Origin of the sequence: Arthrobacter sp. zg-Y769 (assembly GCF_020907405.1) — a bacterium.
Taxonomy (GTDB): domain Bacteria; phylum Actinomycetota; class Actinomycetes; order Actinomycetales; family Micrococcaceae; genus Arthrobacter_B.
Window position 1 is genome coordinate 530,132 of the sequence record NZ_JAJJOE010000004.1, and the last position, 18,459, is coordinate 548,590.

General features: G+C 65.7%; 17 protein-coding genes. 7 read left to right on the forward strand and 10 right to left on the reverse strand.

Annotated elements, in window-relative coordinates; all coding sequences use genetic code 11:
* Window positions 1–52: 52 nt before the first annotated feature.
* Complete coding sequence (gene aceB / locus LOC60_RS04760; protein WP_230022761.1) at window positions 53–1,651, forward strand: malate synthase A; 1,599 nt, start codon at window positions 53–55, stop codon at window positions 1,649–1,651.
* Here aceB and LOC60_RS04765 read toward each other — a convergent pair.
* Together LOC60_RS04765 and LOC60_RS04770 are read right to left on the reverse strand one after the other, a co-directional pair.
* Window positions 1,648–2,694 (reverse strand): alpha/beta hydrolase, encoded by a 1,047-nt coding sequence (locus tag LOC60_RS04765; RefSeq protein WP_230022762.1) that lies wholly within the window; start codon window positions 2,692–2,694, stop codon window positions 1,648–1,650. The genes aceB and LOC60_RS04765 overlap by 4 nt on opposite strands.
* On the reverse strand, window positions 2,691–3,836 hold the full coding sequence (locus LOC60_RS04770; protein ID WP_230022765.1) for an alcohol dehydrogenase catalytic domain-containing protein: 1,146 nt from the start codon (window positions 3,834–3,836) through the stop codon (window positions 2,691–2,693). Before LOC60_RS04770 ends, LOC60_RS04765 begins: the two co-directional genes overlap by 4 nt.
* A 191-nt stretch (window positions 3,837–4,027) precedes the next feature.
* Between LOC60_RS04770 and LOC60_RS04775 the strand changes: the two genes are divergently transcribed.
* Both LOC60_RS04775 and ald read left to right on the forward strand, forming a co-directional pair.
* Entirely contained in the window at window positions 4,028–4,486 is a 459-nt protein-coding gene (locus tag LOC60_RS04775) for a helix-turn-helix domain-containing protein (protein WP_230022772.1), read from the forward strand.
* 128 nt (window positions 4,487–4,614) lie between these two features.
* The gene (gene ald / locus LOC60_RS04780; RefSeq protein ID WP_230022775.1) at window positions 4,615–5,733 is read left to right on the forward strand and encodes an alanine dehydrogenase; all 1,119 of its coding nucleotides are present in this window, start codon (window positions 4,615–4,617) and stop codon (window positions 5,731–5,733) included.
* A 54-nt stretch (window positions 5,734–5,787) separates the two neighbouring features.
* Here ald and LOC60_RS04785 read toward each other — a convergent pair whose 3' ends face one another.
* Together LOC60_RS04785 and LOC60_RS04790 are read right to left on the reverse strand one after the other, a co-directional pair.
* Window positions 5,788–7,089 carry an MFS transporter gene (locus tag LOC60_RS04785; RefSeq protein ID WP_230022778.1) on the reverse strand — a complete coding sequence of 434 codons (1,302 nt, stop codon included), beginning with the start codon at window positions 7,087–7,089 and terminating at the stop codon, window positions 5,788–5,790.
* 115 nt (window positions 7,090–7,204) lie between these two features.
* Entirely contained in the window at window positions 7,205–7,795 is a 591-nt protein-coding gene (locus LOC60_RS04790; protein ID WP_230022781.1) for a TetR/AcrR family transcriptional regulator, read from the reverse strand.
* A 111-nt stretch (window positions 7,796–7,906) separates the two neighbouring features.
* Here LOC60_RS04790 and LOC60_RS04795 point away from each other — a divergent pair, with 111 nt between their 5' ends.
* On the forward strand, window positions 7,907–8,467 hold the full coding sequence (locus tag LOC60_RS04795) for an NADPH-dependent FMN reductase (protein WP_230022896.1): 561 nt from the start codon (window positions 7,907–7,909) through the stop codon (window positions 8,465–8,467).
* A gap of 68 nt (window positions 8,468–8,535) precedes the next feature.
* Here LOC60_RS04795 and LOC60_RS04800 read toward each other — a convergent pair whose 3' ends face one another.
* Together LOC60_RS04800 and LOC60_RS04805 are read right to left on the reverse strand one after the other, a co-directional pair.
* On the reverse strand, window positions 8,536–8,724 hold the full coding sequence (locus LOC60_RS04800; RefSeq protein ID WP_230022784.1) for a hypothetical protein: 189 nt from the start codon (window positions 8,722–8,724) through the stop codon (window positions 8,536–8,538).
* A 31-nt stretch (window positions 8,725–8,755) separates the two neighbouring features.
* On the reverse strand, window positions 8,756–9,715 hold the full coding sequence (locus LOC60_RS04805) for a lantibiotic dehydratase C-terminal domain-containing protein (protein ID WP_230022786.1): 960 nt from the start codon (window positions 9,713–9,715) through the stop codon (window positions 8,756–8,758).
* Window positions 9,716–10,186: 471 nt separating this feature from the next.
* On the opposite strand from LOC60_RS04805, the gene LOC60_RS04810 reads away from it, so the two are divergent.
* Both LOC60_RS04810 and LOC60_RS04815 read left to right on the forward strand, forming a co-directional pair.
* A complete protein-coding gene (locus tag LOC60_RS04810) occupies window positions 10,187–11,155 on the forward strand; it encodes a helix-turn-helix transcriptional regulator (protein WP_230022788.1) in 969 nt (322 codons plus the stop codon).
* Window positions 11,156–11,249: 94 nt separating this feature from the next.
* Window positions 11,250–12,545: an aminotransferase-like domain-containing protein gene (locus LOC60_RS04815; protein WP_230022789.1), complete on the forward strand. Its 1,296-nt coding sequence runs from the start codon at window positions 11,250–11,252 to the stop codon at window positions 12,543–12,545.
* Between the two features lie 28 nt (window positions 12,546–12,573).
* Here the strand turns inward: LOC60_RS04815 and LOC60_RS04820 are convergent, their stop codons facing one another.
* From LOC60_RS04820 to LOC60_RS04835, 4 genes are all read right to left on the reverse strand, one after another.
* Entirely contained in the window at window positions 12,574–14,112 is a 1,539-nt protein-coding gene (locus LOC60_RS04820; protein ID WP_230022791.1) for a dihydrolipoamide acetyltransferase family protein, read from the reverse strand.
* 46 nt (window positions 14,113–14,158) lie between these two features.
* A complete protein-coding gene (locus LOC60_RS04825; RefSeq protein ID WP_230022795.1) occupies window positions 14,159–15,136 on the reverse strand; it encodes an alpha-ketoacid dehydrogenase subunit beta in 978 nt (325 codons plus the stop codon).
* A complete protein-coding gene (pdhA, locus tag LOC60_RS04830) occupies window positions 15,133–16,422 on the reverse strand; it encodes a pyruvate dehydrogenase (acetyl-transferring) E1 component subunit alpha (protein ID WP_442860371.1) in 1,290 nt (429 codons plus the stop codon). The genes LOC60_RS04825 and pdhA overlap by 4 nt, the downstream gene beginning before the upstream one ends.
* 143 nt (window positions 16,423–16,565) lie before the next feature.
* Window positions 16,566–17,705: a histidinol-phosphate transaminase gene (locus LOC60_RS04835; protein WP_230022797.1), complete on the reverse strand. Its 1,140-nt coding sequence runs from the start codon at window positions 17,703–17,705 to the stop codon at window positions 16,566–16,568.
* Window positions 17,706–17,746: 41 nt separating this feature from the next.
* Between LOC60_RS04835 and LOC60_RS04840 the strand changes: the two genes are divergently transcribed.
* A complete protein-coding gene (locus LOC60_RS04840; RefSeq protein WP_230022798.1) occupies window positions 17,747–18,160 on the forward strand; it encodes a phage holin family protein in 414 nt (137 codons plus the stop codon).
* Window positions 18,161–18,459 lie beyond the last annotated feature (299 nt).

Genomic DNA, 18,459 nt, shown 5'->3' on the forward strand with positions numbered 1-18,459 from the left:
AACCGGCATCACTTTATTGCCGTCCACCGGCATTGCCACAGGGAGAATCATTATGGCCATTGAAGTAACCGACTCCTCGCCCGCCGAAGGATCGGAACACATCCTGACCCCCGAAGCGCTGGAGTTCATCGAGGAACTTCACCGCCGCTTCCGCAGCACCCGGGATGAGCGCCTTGCCGCCCGCGGCGTCCGCCGCCAGGAAGCCGCCTCCACCGGCCGGCTGGATTTCCTGCCCGAGACTGCCGGCATCCGCAGCGGGGACTGGAAGGTGGCCGAGGCACCGGCCGCACTGCAGGACCGCCGGGTGGAAATGACCGGCCCGGCCTCCCCCGCCAAAATGGCCATCAACGCACTGAACTCCGGTGCCAAGGTCTGGCTGGCGGACCTGGAGGATGCCTGCACCCCCACCTGGCACAACGTGGTGGATTCACAGGTGAACCTGTACCGCGCAGCCCGCAACGACCTTTCCTTCACCTCACCCGAAGGCAAGGAGTACGCACTGCGCACCGACGCACCCCTCGCCGTCGTCGTGATGCGTCCGCGCGGCTGGCACCTGCCCGAAAAGCACGTGCTGATCGACGGCGAACCGGCGGTCGGCTCGCTGGTGGACTTCGGCCTGCACTTCTTTGCCAACGCCCGGCAGCTGCTGGACAACGGCCAGGGGCCCTATTACTACCTCCCCAAGATGGAGAGCCATCTGGAGGCCCGCCTCTGGAACGATGTCTTCACCTTCTCCGAGGAATACGTAGGCGTACCGCACGGCTCCGTCCGGGCCACCGTGCTGATCGAGACCATTCCGGCTGCCTTCGAGATGGAGGAGATCCTCTACGAACTGCGTGATCATGCCTCGGGCCTGAACGCCGGACGCTGGGATTACCTGTTCAGCATGATCAAGGTCTTCCGCGACGCCGGAAAGGCCTATCTGCTGCCGGACCGTGCCGACGTCTCCATGACCGCACCCTTCATGCGCGCCTACACCGAGCTGCTCGTCAAAACCTGCCACCGCCGCGGCGCCTTCGCCATGGGCGGCATGGCTGCCTTCATCCCCAACCGCCGCGAACCGGAAATCACGGCGAGCGCCCTGGAAAAGGTGAAGGCCGACAAAACCCGTGAGGCCGGCGACGGGTTTGACGGGTCCTGGGTGGCGCATCCGGATCTGGTTCCCGTCTGCCGGGAGGTCTTCGACGGCGTCCTGGGCGACAAGCCGAACCAGGTGGACCGCCTGCGTGAGGACGTCTCCGTGACGGCCGCGGACCTGCTCGATGTCAGCACCGCCGAAGGCTCCATTACCGAGGCCGGGCTGCGGTCCAACCTCTACGTGGCCATCTATTACGTGGCGATCTGGCTCTCCGGCAACGGGGCTGTCGCTATCCGGAACCTTATGGAAGACGCCGCCACGGCGGAGATCTCCCGCTCCCAGGTCTGGCAGCAGGTACGCAACGCCGTGGTGCTTGAGGACACCGGCGAGACCGTGACCGAGGAACTGGTCAGCCGGCTACTGGCCGAGGAAACGGAACGGCTGCGCGGGGAGGTGTCCGATGAAATGTTCACGGGCTACTTTGAGCCGGCCAGCCGCATCATCGGGGAGATCAGCCTGTCCAAGGACTACACGGACTTCCTGACCCTGCCGGCGTACGAGCTGATCGACTAGCCCTCGGGTGTGACGCGGGCCCAGCCGCTGTGCGGCAGGGCCCGCAGATAGCCGCTGCCCCAGCGGGTGATTGCGTTGTACGCCTGTGCGCGGACCGCCGGTGCGGACAGGAACACGTCATGCATCGCATTGGGGATCCGGTCCACGTTCACGGTGGAGCCCAGGGAGAGCGCGCGGTGGGCCACTAAATTGACGTCCAGCACGACGTCGGAACGTGCAGCATCTTCCGACCAGCGCGGATGCAGGTAGCTGTTGTCCGACAGCAGCACCAGTACGGGCAGCTGCAGCCGAAGTCCCGCAGCCACCGCTGCCTGGGCGGAGAACACTGCGTGCAGGAAGGCGACTGTGACCGGGAATCCCCGCACGGGTCGCCACTCGGTGTTGTAGTTCCATTCCCCGCCGAACGCCGCAGATACCGTCCGGGTGTAGATCCCGGGGTCAACCGGAGGCAGCGGACGGCGCGGATGGTGCTGTGCCTCCAGGCTGACCAGCGGAGAAATCACGCGGCGGGCCAGTTCGGTGGCCTGGAATTCCAGCCAGGGGCTGTTCAGGATCAGGGCTGCAGCCCGGCCCGGATGGCGGTGGGCCCAAACGGCCAGCGTCAGGCCGCCGGTGGAGTGGCCGAGCAGGATCAGCGGCCCGGCGTCTGCGGCGTTCTGCCCCATGGCTTCCAGGGCCGCGCCCAGATCCGCGTCATAGTCGCCCAGGTCCTGGACATAGCCGGGTTCCTCCCCCGGACGCAGGCTCCGGCCGTAGTGGTGCAGGTCGAGGGCAAAGAACCGGGCACCCTGTCCCGCCCAGTAGCCCGCCAGTTCGGTCTGGAAGAAATAGTCGGACCAGCCGTGCACGTAGAGGACATCAGCTGTCGGGCCATCCGCCGTCGGGCCGGACCACGGATCCGGCGGTGCATCCGGCGGGATCCCAGGCGGCGTGTAGCGGACCAGGGTGGCCACCTTCCCGCCGGGCAGATCCAGGGTCAGCTGTTCGAACCCCTCGCCAAGGATGTCCGGCCGCCAGCGGGGTCCGGCGTGCGGCTCGTTCACGCAGGTCCGCCGTCCGGCTCGAAGACGATGACCTGTCGGATGGCCAGGCCGTCGGCGAGGGTGTCCATGGCCGCGTTGATGTCCTCCAGCGCAATGGTGGAGGACACCAGTTCCTCCACCGGCAGCTTCCCTTCCCGCCACAGCTGCGCATAAACCGGAATGTCGCGGGCCGGAACGGCGGAACCGAGGTAGCTGCCGATGATGGTCCGGGCCTCCGCGGTCAGCGTCAGCGGCGTAATTTCGGAGGTTTGGTCCGGGGCCGGCAGACCGACCGTGACGGTGGTGCCCCCGGGGGCGGTGATCCGTACGGCCGTTTCGAAGGCGCGCGGATGCCCTGCAGCCTCGATCACCAGGGCGGGCCGGATGCCGGCGTCGAGCGCCTCCTGCGGCGTGTAGACCGCGTCGGCGCCGAGTTCACGTGCGCGTGCCAGCTTCTCCGGCAGCGCGTCGATTCCGATGACGCTGTGCACCTCCAGGGACAGCGCTGTCAGCAGCGCCGCCATGCCGACGCCGCCGAGCCCGACGATCGCGACGTCGTCGTCCTTACCCGGGCGGGCCGGGTTCAGCACGGCACCGCCTCCGGTCAGGACGGCGCATCCCAGCAGGGCCGCCACGTGCGGCGGAATGTCATCGTCTACCGGCACCACCGACTTCCGGTTGACCACGGCGTGCGTGGCGAAGCCGGAGACACCGAGGTGGTGGCGCACTTCTTCACCGTCCGCGCCGCTCAAACGCATCCCGCCATCGAGCAGTGTTCCGGCATTATTTGCTGCGGAACCGGGGATGCAGGGCATCCTGCCCTCGGTCCGGCAGCCTGCGCATTCGCCGCAGCGGGGCAGGAAGGCCATCACCACGCGCTGTCCGACGGCGAGATCCTCCACGCCCTCGCCCAGCTCCTCCACCTTGCCGGCGGCCTCGTGTCCGAGCAGCATGGGCAGCGGCCGCACCCGGCTGCCGTTCACCACCGACAGGTCCGAGTGGCACAGGCTTGCAGCCTCAATGCGCACCATGATTTCACCCGGCCCGGGCGGCTGCAGCTGGAGGTCCTGGACCGCCAGCGGCCGGGAGTCCGCGTAGGGGCGCAGGGCGCCGATCCGCTGCAGGACCGCGCCGCGGATGGACCTGGTGCTCTCGGTACCCATGAACTCTCCCTCGAGTAGATTCGGAACCGGATTCCGGCCTCTTCTTGTTAAACACAACAGAACACAACGGGACACAACAGGCCTATTCCACCACGACTGGCCCGGGCCGTCCCGCTGTTTCCACTGCCCCAACGGCTTCAACACGGCCACAGTAAGCGCCCGGCCGCGATTCCTTTGGCAAGATTAGGGCCATGAGTGAGAGTTCCCGGACCGTACCGGCACTGCCGGACAAAGACACCCTTGCATTGAAGCGCGCGCTGGCTGCCGGGGACGTTACCGTCTTCGTGGACGGCACGGCCCTGCGCCTGCCCGACACTGCCCGGGACGCGGTGCTGGACCTGCTGTCCCGGCTCGCGGCGGGAAACCCCGTGACGCTGTCTTCGGTGCCGTCCGTGCCGGCGGATCCGCCGCTTCCAGCCGGGCCGGTGCCGCTGTTGACCACATCCCAGGCGGCAGCTGCCGCGGGTATCTCCCACACCTACCTGCGGAACCTGACGGATGCCGGGATCATCCCGGTCCAATACCGCGGCTCGCACCGCCGCATCCGGATGGAAGACATCCAGTCCTGGCTCGAATCCCAGCAGGCCGCCAAGGCAGCCAAAGCAGCGGGGGAAGCCTCCGGGAACGGTGCGGACCCCGCGGGCGCCTGACGCCGGAAGCTAGGCCGGAGCCAGAAAACCGGCTCCGGAGGCCCCTGCCCGGGGGTGCTGCGGGGGATCTATGCTGGGGCTGTGTCGGCGGACACCCCGCCGGCTGACCCTACTGACGGAGCAATACTGTGATCATCGGTATCCCAAAGGAAATCAAGAACAATGAATTCCGCGTAGCAATAACGGCCTCGGGCGTGCATGAACTGCGCACCCACGGCCACCAGGTGCTGGTACAAAGCGGTGCCGGCACCGGCTCGAACATTACGGACGCGGAATACTCCGCCGCCGGAGCGCAGATCCTGGACTCAGCCGACGACGTCTGGTCCCGGGCCGCCATGGTCCTCAAGGTCAAGGAGCCCATCGCGTCCGAATACCGGCATTTCCGGCCGGGACTGGTTCTTTTCACCTACCTGCATCTGGCCGCCGAGCCGGAACTGACGGCGGCGCTGCTGGAACACGGCGTCACCGCCATCGCCTATGAAACCGTGCAGCGCGGCCGCACCCTTCCGCTTTTGGCCCCCATGTCCGAGGTGGCCGGACGGCTTTCCGTCCAGGTGGGGGCCCAGTCCATGATGGCTCCTGCGGGCGGCCCCGGGCTGCTGCTCGGCGGTGTTCCGGGCGTCCGGCCCGCGAAGGTGGTGGTGCTTGGCGCCGGCGTGGCCGGGACCAATGCCGCGGCTGCCGCCGTCGGCGCCCATGCCGACGTCACGGTCCTGGACATCAATATCGACCGGCTGCGGCAACTCGACGAGCTCTACGCGGGCCGGATCAAGACGGTGGCGTCCAACGCCTTCGAGATCGAGCGCGCCCTAGTGGATGCGGACCTAGTGATCGGCTCGGTCTTGGTTCCGGGCGCCCGGGCACCCAAGCTGGTCACCAACGACATGGTTTCGCGGATGAAGCCGGGAAGCGTCCTGGTGGACATTGCGGTGGACCAGGGCGGCTGCTTTGAAGACAGCCGTCCCACCACGCATGAGGATCCCACCTTCCGTGTGCACGGCTCGCTGTTCTACTGCGTGGCCAATATGCCGGGCGCGGTCCCCAATACGTCCACCTACGCGTTGACCAACGTGACGCTGCCGTACGCGGTGGCGCTGGCCAACCTCGGGGTGGCGGGCGCATTCGAGAAGTACCCGGACCTCGCGCACGGACTGAACATTGCCGGCGGCCGCGTCACCCACTCCTCCGTCTCTGCTGCACACGGTCTGGAACTCGCCTCGGACTGGCCGGACCTGGTTGCTTCCTAGCGGTTCGGCATCCACCGTCCGGTCCGCCGCTTTTCCGCGGCGGACCGGGCACTGTCAGGAAACCGGTGCCGGAGCTTTGGGAGCGGGTCCGCGCAGGACCGGCTGGCCCAGCATGGAGACAATGACGGCGCCCAGTGCCATCGGGATAACAAACAGGAAGTACAGATCCCCGGGCGTCCAGCCGCCGTCCATCAGGACGCCGGCCAGGGTCGGCGAAATGATGGCGCCCACACGTCCCATGCCGATGACCAGCCCCAGGGCGGTGCCGCGGACTTCGCTGGCGTAGTAGGTGGGGCTGATTGCCAGCATCCCCGCGATGGGTGCGTTGGAACCGAATCCCACAAGCGCTGCGGCAAACAGGGCCCAGCCAAGGGGACCGTTGGTCGAGTTGGCAAACACGACGAAAGTGGCGGCCCCGATCACAAAGAACACGGCCAGGACCTTCCGCATGGGGAAGCGTGCACCGAAAAGGCCCAGCAGGATGCCGCCGGCAATGGCACCGACGCTGAAGAGCACCCCGGCGTTGATGCCGTCCTGGGCCGAGAACCCGCTGGCGGTGATCAGTCTGGGGGTCCACGAGTTGGCGAAGTAGAAGCTGGCCATCAGGACGAAGTAGGCCAGCGCCAGCAGGATGGTGCGGCGGGCGTTGTAACCGGTAAGAACGTCGGCAAACCGGGATTTGGTTTGACCCACGGGCCCGGGCTCCGGCAGGACCCCGACAGCAGGCTGTCCGATGGCCCGCAGGCTGCGGTTAACGCGGTCCAGTGCGTCTGCCGGCCGGCGGGCGAGCAGATAATCGACCGATTCCGGGAACACCTTCAGCACCAGCGGAATCATCAGGAAGGTCACGACGGCGCCGAACAGGAAGGCCGAACGCCAGCCGTACTGGCTGATCAGGATGCCGCTGATCAGGCCGCCGAGGACTCCGCCGATTGGCTGCCCGATGCTGACGATGGACAGGGCGGTGGACCGGCGCTTTGCATTGGAGAACTCAGAGGCAAACACGCTGATGGTGGACTGCAGCGTTCCGATGGCCACGCCCGTCAGGAGGCGGAGAATCAGCAGCACCTCGTAACTCGGGGCAAAAAATGAGGCCAGCATGCCCACGGCAACAACACAGACGCCGATCAGCAGCGTTTTCTGGCGGCCGATAATGTCTGAGACGGTCGAAACAAAGATGGATCCAACGGCCATTCCCACCAGCGCGGCACTGAGCAGGTAGCCCAGCTGGGCGCCGCTCAACCCCCATTCTTCCGCCACATGGCTGGCACTGAAGGCCATGACCAGGACGTCGAAGCCGTCGATCATGTAGAGGGTGGTGCAGATGGCGATAATCGCCACCTGCCGCGGGCTCATCCGCGAATCTTCGATTCGTTCCTTTATCTGCACCAAATAAAGCTAACTGAGAACTACGTCACTACAGGATTCCGTGTCGCTGTGCGGCGGGATCGTTACAGCTTGGGCGGCAGGTTCAGGAGCTCCGGGCCACCGCGTCCACCAGCTCCTCCCAGCCTTTTTCCAGCCGCTGCAGGCTCATGCCTTCCTCACCGTGCAGATGGAGCAGCAGGCCTGCATCGAGGAACGCCGTCAGCTGGTAGGCGGCCAGTTCCGGATCCGGAACGGTGCCGGCCAACCGGAGCAAGCCCGCAAGGTGCTGCCGGGCAAGGCTGCGGGACGGGTGCCGGTAGCGCGTTCCGGGATCGACGTCGGCTGCCCGCGCCAGCTCGCCGGTTACGTTCAGCGAAGCCAGCCGGGCAAGGCCGAAGGCCCTCATCCGGTCCCGCGCCGGTGCCCCCGGACCCAGCGGCGGCGGGCCGAACAGGTAGGCCGTCCGGAAACCCTGCTCCGCATGATCCAGGAGGGCCTGCATCAGACCGGCGCGCGAGCCGAAGCGTCGGAAGACGGTCCCCTTGCCCACCTGGGCGCGCCGGGCAAGATCATCCATCGTCAGGGCATCGGCACCGCCGGCCTCAACAAGTTCCAAAGCCGCCTCAAGCAGGCGGTGGTGGTTCCGGGCAGCATCCACCCGGATACCTGCCTGTGATGGTCCTCTCCTGCGCATGCGGGCCAGTGTAGCGCCGCGGGGAATAAAATCGGACTGTAGTCCGCTTAAGTGCATGAAGCAGAATCCGTGCCCGTGCCCCAATGCGGCACGGCCAAGACAGGAGTTCCAATTTTGAGCACCACCATCCTGACCCTCGTCGGCAGCCTCCGCGCCGGTTCCATCAACCGCCAGCTCGCTGAAGCCGCAGCCGCCGGCGCTCCGGAAGGCGTCGAGGTGAAGCTCTTTGAAGGGTTGGGCGAGATTCCGTTCTACAACGAGGATATTGATGTAGAGGGGCTCGTCCCCGAAGCAGCACAGGTCCTTCGTGACGCGGCCGCCGCCTCCGACGGCCTGCTGCTGATCAGCCCCGAATACAACGGCACCATGCCCGCCGTGCTTAAGAACGCCATCGACTGGCTGTCCCGCCCCTTCGGCGCCGGTGCCATCTCCGGGATGCCCACCGCCGTCATCGGCTCAGCCTTCGGCCAGTACGGCGGCGTCTGGGCACAGGACGATGCACGCAAGTCGGTCGGCATCGCCGGCGCCCGCGTGGTCGAGGAAGTCCGCCTGGCCATCGGCGGATCCGTGACGCGCTACGACGGTATCCACCCGCAGGATGATCCCGACACCGTTGCCCAGCTTGGTGAGGCAGTGCGCGTCCTGGCTGAGGCATCCGTCTCCGCAGCCTAGGCAAACGCAGGAGAGGGACGGACCATCACCGGTCCGTCCCTCTCCTGCTATGCCCCTGGTGCAACTTCCTAGTACCAGACCTCGTCCGCCCATGCCGCATCCCGCAGGTATTCACGGGCCGGACCGACATTCCAGGCCTCTCCATGAGGGGCCAGGACCCCGCTGTTCTTCAGATCCGTAAGAACGTCTTCAGAGCAGCCGAGGAGTGATCCCAGTTCCTGCGCGTCTGCTACCACCACTTCTTCAAGATCGGCCACCGGATGGGCCCCCTTCCCATTAGTGCGCCGGTTAGCGCCTATCCAGCAGAACTGATTCCCGTTCCGGGCTCCAGGTCCGTGCGTACAATCCCATGGCCGCTTCCTCGCGCAGGCTCAGGCCCAGGCGGTTCAGCAGCATGTGCGCCTGGTAGACCGTCAGGTGTTGCGCACTGCGGCTCAACCGGGCCTTGTCCGCCCGATACAGGTAGGTGTCGATTCCCCGGAACCAGCGGCGCCGCCAGTTTTCGACGGCGGATTCCGCCGCCGTCGCTGCCATGAGCCGGTGGGTGGGCATGACCTTGGCACCAACCTGAACCGTCATGGCCTGGCGCACCCCCGCCGCCCGCGGACCAAAGCCTGCCGTGCAGCTGCGCAGATGGCTGTCCCAGTAATAGTCCCAGGAGAGGCGCCGCCGGTCCGGCCACGCGGACGCCCGCGGACCCTTCATCATGCTCCGGGCCGCATCAAACAGCAGGAGCGAGCCAAGTGCCCAGCGGTTCTGGACCTTGGGAAAACGTGCGGTGGCCCAGCTGGCGAGATCGGAGGAGAGCTCAAAGACCTCTTCTGCGAGGGAGAGCCCCTCCACGCCGCCGTATTTGGCGAGATCGGCCTCAATACGCGGGTCCTGCGGCTCACTGCCGCCGGGGCTGAGCCGGTCTGTGGCAGGCTCGCTGAACTGCTGGGTGGTTTCCAGATGCCCTATGACACCGCTGGACTGGTCCTGCAGTGCCACCAACAGCGACTGCAGCCGCTCCAGCGTGTTAGTAGGTGCCAGCACCCGGAGCTTTACGTGTGCCTGGGCCGGGTCCGAACACCGGGTGAAATACCAGCGCTGCGCGCCCAGGACCTGGGCCTGAGCCGCCAGCGGGGTAACCAGTTCTCCGACGATGCCGTCCGCTACATCGAAGCCCCCGGTATGAATGGAGAGCGACCACCAAAGAGTGCCCGGTTGCGTCCGTGAGGCTGGTCGAACTACAGCTAGCTGGCTCATTTGCGTCTTCCCCTCGGGGTGGTGCGGTTACCGCCGCTGGGCGGCCTTGCATTGTAGTTACGCGTCTTTGGCCCTCTCGGGGCCTTCGGTTAGAACCAATCCCAGCTCTTCATGATCGCTATCCCCCTTGGGTCTTGGGCTGTTGCTCAGCCGGCGCCTTGATTTGACTCCGAAAGCTTCCCCCGCCGCCGCACGGCCTGTAAATACCCTCCGGTGCCCGGTTCCTGACATGTCCGGAAATGGACCTTGATGGTTCCCCATCCACCCGGCGGGAGCTGTGCAGCTCGCCGTGTCCTCCGGACTTCCGGTGAAACAGCTCCACCCCGCCCTCGTTGGCATTAACCGGCCATGTCCACCATTCCAAAGTGTGTTGCCGTCATAAAACACTTTGGTCACAGGCGGACCGGAAACGCGGCTTGCTGGGTAGGGTGTCTGTGGGGGCTCCAGCTGACGCTTTTGAAAGGATTCGCCGTGCTGTCTCAGGTTTCGCTCGACGTCTACCGCTTTGCCGTGAGCCGTCCGGGGTGGACGGCACAGGAGGCTTCCGAAGCCCTGGGGTACACCAGCCGGGTGATTGACGCGGCGATAACCGAACTGACCGGACGCTGCCTGCTGCTGAAGCAGGACGCCGACTGCCCGAGCTTCACAGCAGTCTCCCCCGACGTGGCCCTGGCCGAACTGGTTGATCCGGACGAGCGGGCACTACTGGAACTGCGCGGACGGATCAACGCCCGACGGCGGGAGATGGCCGCGTTGACGCCCGCCTATGTCGAGGCACGTAAGCGCCTGGCCGCCGATTCCTCGGTGGAGGTGGTCGAGGACCAGGAACAGGTCCAGCGGGTGTTGATCGAATATGGGCGCAGCGCCACCGACCGGGTCCTGATCGCCCGTCCCGGGCAGGGCGCCAATGCCGACATCCATGAGGAAAGCGTGCAGAAGGACCTGGACCTCCTGCGCAGCGGTGTCCGGAGGCAGACCCTCTACCAGGCAAGCACAAGGGACCATGTGCCCACCCGCAAGGCGGTGGAAATTATTACGGAAGCCGGCGGGCAGTTCCGCACCCTGCCCTACATGCCGCTGCGGACCCTCATTTTCGATGAAAAAGTCGCCGTGGTTGCCCGCGATCTGCATCCCGGCGACGTTGCGGGGCTTGTGGTCCGGGATCCCAACCTCATCCGCATTTTCGGGTTGCTCTTCGATTTTGCGTGGGGCCTGGCGGAGCCGTTCCTGACCGATAATCCCGGCAGGGAGGAGCTCACCAGCACACAGCGGTCGGTGCTCACGGCACTGGCATCCGGCTATTCGGACGAGGCCATTGCCCGACGCGTGGGAATCAGCGTCCGCACGTGCCGCCGCCACATTGCCTGGATGTTGGAGGAGCTGGGCGCCGAGAGCCGGTTCCAGGCCGGGATCAAGGCTCATAAGGCCGGCTGGATCTAGGACACACGCGCCACAGTCCGGCGAGCGTGCAAGGTGCGGCACCTGTACTAAACAGCCGTTGCCTGGAGGTCAACAAGCGGGGTTAGCATGGGGCATGACCCGCGAGGAATTCTCCGATGCCGTAGAACTACCCGTTGACACCATGTCCGCCCTGGAGCGGGCGGCCGGTTCGCATCGCCACGAGGTGCTGTTCTCCAACCGTGCCTTCCACATTAAGCAGTCCGCGGTGCGGGACGTCTTCGACGTTTCCATCCGCCCCGGCCTGATTTCGCTCGCGGGCGGGAGCCCTTACCTGCGTTCCCTCCCCTTGGAAGAGCTTGGCAGGACCGCCCAGCGGATCATCGCCGAGCACGGACTCGAGGCCCTGCAGTACGGCGGCGGACAGGGCATGGAAGAGCTGCGCAGGCAGGTCTGCGAGGTCATGGCGGCGGAGGGGATCCTCGACGCCGATCCGGCCGACATCGTTATCACCACCGGCTCGCAGTCCGCCCAGGACGTTGCGGCCAAGGTCTTCTGCGACCCCGGCGATGTCATCCTCTGCGAAGATCCCACCTATGTAGGGGCGTTGAACGCCTTTGAGGCCTATGAGGTGGACGTCCGCACCGTGCCGATGGACGACGGCGGCCTGGTGCCGGAGGCGCTCGAGCGGCGGATCCGCGACGTGCGCGCCGAAGGCAGGACCATCAAGCTGCTCTATACGATCCCGAGTTTCAACAACCCCAGCGGTGCCACCCTGACCGCCGACCGCAGGCAGGCCGTCGTGGACATCTGCCGGCGGAACAACATCCTGATCCTTGAGGACAATCCGTACGGTCTTCTCCGGTTCGACGGCGAGCCGCTGGCTCCGATGCGCGCGGGAAACCCCCAGGACGTGCTGTATCTGGGCTCGTTCTCCAAGATTTTCGCCCCCGGTGTCCGGCTCGGCTGGGCCCTGGTTCCCCGCCACCTCTACCGGCGTTTCTACCTCGCCTGCGAGGCTGTGGTCCTCTGCCCCTCGCCCCTCACCCAGATGCTGGTCTCTGCCTACCTGCGCGAGTACGACTGGATGGGCCACGTGCGCAGTTCCCGCAGCCTCTATGCCGACCGTTGTTCCTCGATGCTGGCCGCCCTGGCGGACCGGATGCCCGAGGGAATCACGTGGACCCGGCCGGACGGCGGGTTCTTCATCTGGGTGACGCTGCCCGAGGGCGTGGACACCTATCCCCTGCTCTACGAAGCAATCGACGCCGGCACGGTCTTCATTCCGGGCGCGGCCTTTACGCCCGGCGAGGGCCCTTCCAACAAGCTGCGCCTGGCCTTCAGCGCTGTTTCCCCCGAGGACATTGCCGAAGGTGTACGCCGTCTTGCGCCGATCCTGACGGCCGCCGTCAATGCCGCAAAGCTGCGGTGAGGACCGCAGCAGAGCTGCCGGCCGGCCCTCAGTCCAGCAGCAGTGCCGGCTCTTCCAGGATTGAGGCGACGTCGGCCATGAACCGGGCCGACAGGTCGCCGTCGACTACGCGGTGATCAAAGGAGCCGCCCAGGGTCGTGATCCAGCGCGGCACCACCTCGCCGTCAACCACCCAGGGCTTCTGCTTGATGGTTCCAAACGCCACGATGGCCACTTCGCCCGGGTTGATGATCGGGGTGCCGGTGTCGATGCCCAGCGAACCGATGTTGGTGACCGTCAGCGTTCCGCCGCGCATATCCGCCGGCGGTGTCCTGCCCTCCCGGGCCGTTGACGCCAGGTTGTTGAGCGCGACGGCCAGCTCCTTCAGCGAAAGCTCCTGCGCATCCTTGATGTTCGGCACCATCAGCCCGCGCGGGGTGGCTGCTGCAATACCGAGGTTCATGAAATGCTTCACCAGGATCTCGTCGCCGGCCCAGGTGGCGTTGACTGACGGGTTCCGTGCGGCAGCCCAGATAACGGCTTTCGCCAGGATCAGCAGCGGTGAAACCCTGATGCCCTCGAAATCCTTCGAGGTCTTCAGCCGCTTCACGAACTCCATGGTCCGGGAAGCATCCACGTCCACGAAGATGCTGACGTGGGGCGCGCTGAAGGCACTTTCGACCATGGCCTTTGCGGTGGCGCGGCGCACTCCCCTGACTGGGATCCGTTCAATCCGCGAATCCTCGGCGCCTGCACCTGCACCCGGCGTCCAGAACCCGCCGGCCGACTCGCGCTCTGCCTCACGCTGGGCCTGGTAGCTGATCAGGTCCTGCTTGGTCACCTCGCCGCTGGCGCCGGTGGCCGTGACGTCCGCCAGGTTGATCCCCAGGTCCTTGGCGGCCTTCCGGACCGGCGGCTTGGCCAGCACGCGCTGGATCAGCCGGTTGACCCGGTCCTGCACTGCTGCGGTGCCCGACGACGCCGGGGCGGGAGCGGTCGGCTTGGGTTCGGCTGACCGGGCAGGAGTTGGTGCTGCTGCGGGAGCCGGTTCTGCTGCGGGAGCCGGTTCAGGGGCGGCGGCGGGAGCCGGAGCAGCCGGGTCGGCGGCGGGAGCCGGAGCGGCCGGGGCTCCGGAGCCTGCAGTGCCTGATGCAGCGGCATCGGACGCTGCTGGACGCCGCAGGCGACGACGCACGGCGTCGGGCTTGGGACCGGTGCCCGTCAGGGAAGCAGTGGGAGCTTCTGCTTCCGGAGCGGGTGTCGGCGCTTCTTCCGCCGCAGGGACCGTTTCCGGTGCCCCGGCCGCGGAGGTGCCTGCCGGCGTCGTCGGCTTCTGCCCGGCGCCGCCGTCAACCGTCACGCTGATGATGGGCGTGCCGACATCGACCGTTTCGCCTTCCGCAACCATGAGGGAAGAGACCGTGCCGGCGAATGGCGAGGGAAGCTCCACCAGGGACTTCGCGGTTTCGATTTCCACGATGACGTCGTTGACGGCAACCGTGTCGCCCGGGGAGACCTTCCACTGCACGATATCGGCTTCGGTCAGGCCTTCGCCCACGTCCGGCAGGCGAAATGTCTTTTCAGTCATGGCAACTCGTTCTTGATCATTGGCAGTGGGCGGGCGGACAGGCTGGTCAGTAGGCGAAGGAGCGGTCCAGCGCTTCAAGCAGGCGGTCGATATCCGGCAGGTAATGCTCCTCGACCTTCGCTACCGGATACGGCATGTGGAATCCGCCGACGCGAAGCACCGGTGCTTCCAGCGACAGGAAGGCGCGTTCGGCCACCCGTGCGGCAATTTCGCCGCCGATCCCGCCGAAGGTCGGTGCCTCGTGAGTGACGATCAGCCGGCCGGTTTTGCGGACGGATTCGGTCACAGTGTCGAAGTCGATCGGCGAAATGGACCGCAGGTCCACCACCTCCACTGACCGTCCGTCTTCCTCTGCTGCCGCGGCGGCTGCCAGGGCAACGGGTACCAGCGGACCGTAGGCCACGATGGTTGCGTCGGTTCCCTCGCGGACAATATGGGCGGAGAACGGATCCGACGTCGGCGCGGCGGTGTCGACGTCGCCCTTGAGCCAGTAGCGGCGCTTGGGTTCGAAGACGATAACCGGGTCCTTGCAGGCCACGGCCTGCTGGATCATCCAATAAGCGTCCTGGGGGTTCGACGGCGTGATGATGCGCAGTCCTGCAGTGTGGGCAAAGAGCGCTTCGGGTGATTCCGAGTGGTGCTCGATGGAGCCGATGCCGCCGCCATACGGGATCCGGATGACCACGGGTGCGCTGAGCGCGCCCTCGCTGCGGGAGTGCATCTTGGCCAGCTGGGTGGTGATCTGGTTGAAGCCCGGGAAAACGAACCCATCGAACTGGATTTCACACACGGGCAGGTAGCCGCGCAGGGCCAAACCGATGGCGGTACCGATGATTCCGGATTCGGCCAGGGGCGTATCCATGACGCGGTCTGCGCCGAAGTCGGCTTTCAGGCCTTCCGTCACCCGGTAGACGCCGCCGAGGGAACCAATATCCTCCCCCATAAGCAGGGAGTTCGGGTGGGATTCGAGGGCTGCGCGCAGACCGGCGTTGATGGCCTTGGCCATGGTCATGGTGGTGCTCATGCGTTGTGCTCCCGGACGGCGGGGGTGGACGTGGCGGAGTCGGTTGAAGTTGCGGCAGTCCCGCCTGCGCTGCCGGCAGCAGCGTCGGCGTGGGCGTCGGCGTCGGAGTGCGTGTCGGCGTCGGCGAACCCTGCTTCGTACCGGCGGTGGGTCTCCAGCTCTTCGCGGATCAGCGGATGGGCCTCCGCGTACACGTCGGCAAAGGCGTCCTCAAAGCCCGGGGCCTCCATTTGCTGCACATCATCGCGGAGCCGGACTGCCATGTGGCGGCCTTCCTCGTGCAGCTCCTCAAAGAACGCGTCGTCGGCCAGCCCCTGGGTACGCAGGTACTTTTCCATCCGAAGCAGCGGGTCCCGGTCCAGCCAGGCTTCCTCGTCAGCACTCAGGCGGTATTTGGTGGGGTCGTCCGCCGTCGTATGTGCGCTCATCCGGTAGGTGAAGGCCTCGATGAGTACCGGCCCTCCGCCCGAGCGGGCGTGCTCCAGCGCCCACCGCGTGACCGCATGGACCGCTAGGACGTCGTTCCCGTCAACCCGGATGCCGGGGAATCCGTAGCCCTGTGCCCGGTTCGCCAGGGGGATCCTGGACTGGACTTCGGTGGGGACGGAAATGGCCCAGTGGTTGTTCTGGCAGAAGAAGACCACCGGTGCGTTGTAGGACGCGGCGAAGACCATGCCTTCATGCACGTCGCCTTCGGAGCTCGCGCCGTCGCCGAAGTACGCCACAGTGGCGGCTTCGGGCAGTTTTGGATCCACCAGCCGGTCGCGGGCCATCCCCATGGCATAGCCGACGGCGTGTGGCACCTGGGCCGCCAGCACCAGCGTGTAGAGATGGAAGTTGACTTCGCGCGGGTCCCAGCCACCGTGGGAGATGCCGCGGAAGCGCCGAAGCAGGTGGGCAAGTTCCAGCCCGCGGGTGTAGGCGACGCCGTGCTCGCGGTAGGTGGGGAACGCGTAGTCCTGCGGCAGGAGGGCCCGGCCGGAACCGATCTGCGCGCCCTCCTGGCCGGTGAGTGGAACCCACATGACCAGTTCGCCCTGCCGCTGCAGCGCAGTGGCCTCCTCGTCGAACCGGCGGACCAGGAACATGTCCCGGTAGAACCCGCGGAGTTCGTCGGGAGTCAGCCCCTGGACATAGCTGCTGAAAGTGTCGTCCTGCAGGAGCTCACCATCGATGGTGAGCAGTTGGACCATGTCCGGGACAGGGTTTTCCTCCGGAGCACCCATGAGGGATTGCTCAAGTCCGGCCGAGTCGAACTCACTGGCCGGCAAGTGTCCTAAGTCCATGCCTTCTCCTTGCCTGGACAGCCGAAAGCCGCACCGCGCTGGAAATATACCTCGCCGGGAATACATTCCCGCTGTTGCATATAAGTGGAAGTTACCTTCCAAAGCCTAACGACGGCGCGGCTTCGGACCCTACCTAAGACACGCTAGGAAACGCGGGGGGCTTTTGTATAAGTCGCACATAACGCCAGGAACCGCGTGTTTGCTTCTTCCTCGCCAATGGTCACTCTCACACCTTCATTGCCGAAGGCCCTTACCGCCAGGGCCTGCTCCTCCGCCAGAGCTGCAAACTCGGGGGTGTTCTCTCCCAGACCCAGCCAGACAAAGTTGCCCTGAGCGGCCGGAACGAACCATCCCAGGGCCTCCAGCCCCTCCACTACCCGGGTCCGTTCAGCCACTAGTCGTTGTATTCTCTCCACAATTTCGTCGTGATGGCGCAGGGAGGTCACGGCTGCCTGTTCTGCGATTGTGGAAACGGCGAACGGGACGGCTGCCACCCGGAGGTGCCGGGTGATCGGAGCGTGCGAGACGGAGTAACCAACGCGGAGTCCGGCCAGTCCCGCACCCTTGGAGAATGTCCTCAGCACCACCACATTCGGGTGGCTGCGGTACATATCGATGCCGTTGACGGCGTCGTCGTCCCGGACAAAATCCTCATACGCTTCATCGATGACCACAATGACGCTGGAGGGAACCCGTCGGAGGAAGTTCTCCACCTGTGCTGTCGTCAGTACCGGGCCGGTCGGGTTGTTGGGGGTGCACAGCAGGATCACTTTGGTCCGCTCAGTGATTGCTTCGGCCATGGCATCCAAGTTGTGCGTGCCGTCAGCGTTAAGCGGCACCTGGACACTCTCGGCACCGGCCAGGCCCACACTGATGGGGTAGGCCTCGAAGGAACGCCAGGCGTAGATGACCTCATCCGTGGTGCCATCCGGGTTCTGTCCGGCAAAAGTGGCGAGCAGTTGGTTCAGCGCCCCCAGGCTTCCGCCGCCCGTGACGATGTCTTCTGCGGGGACATCCAGGAAGGCGGAGAGCTCGTTGCGCAGGGCGGTGGAGAGCGGATCCGGATAGCGGTTTACCGTTGCGGCAGCGTTTATCGCGTCCAGCACAGCGGGGAGCGGCGGGAACGGGTTCTCATTGGACGAGAGTTTGTAACTTTGAAGTCCTTCTACAACCACCGGCGGCTTGCCCGCGGCGTACTGGGGAAGCTTCCCAATTACGGGCCTGGGAGCCGTGCCGGGTGCGGGAACTTCAGCTGCGTCGGTGTCATTCTCGGTAGTGGTCATGGCGTTAACAGTAATGGTCCCTTTTCTGCCAGCATGGGGGCATGTTCTCTCTGTTGCTGCGGATAGTCCTGAACGCCGTTGCCCTTTGGGTGGCCGGGTGGCTTTTGCCCGGCCTCACAGTGATCGCGCCCACCGGAAGCCTGAGTGGGGATCCGGTTATCGATACGGTGCTCGCGTACCTATTTGTCGGCCTGATTTTCGGCGTAGTCAACGCTCTCGTTCGGCCCATTGCCCAGGGCCTGACTTTGCCGTTGGCCATCCTGACGTTGGGGTTGTTCCGTGTGGTCATCAATGCCGCCATGCTCGAGCTCACCGCATGGCTCAGCAGCTACACCCCCATCCGTTTCGAGGTTGATTCCTTCTTCTGGACCGCCATTCTGGGTGCCGTTGTCATCAGCCTTGTATCGCTGGTGCTGGACACGATCACCGGCAGCCGCCGCCGAAGCCGGCGCTAACCGTCAGAAGGGGGCCGGACTTTCCTCCGGGCCGGGAGCTGCTTTGCCGGTGCCCGTCCATAGCTTTCCTGCCTGCAAAGTCCCTGCAGGACCGCTTCCAATGAAGTCCCTGCCGTGTAATTTCGCGTCCGTTCGGTAGACCCGTCCCATCGGTGAAGTCCACTCGATGATCCCCGGCTCCGGTTGCCATGCCTTCCACAACCCGACTGTCTTGAACCGGTGGTGCTTCTTGCATAGGTGGGCCAGGTTCCCGTGCTCGGTTGGCCCTCCAACGGCCCAGGGCAGGGTGTGGTCGAGTT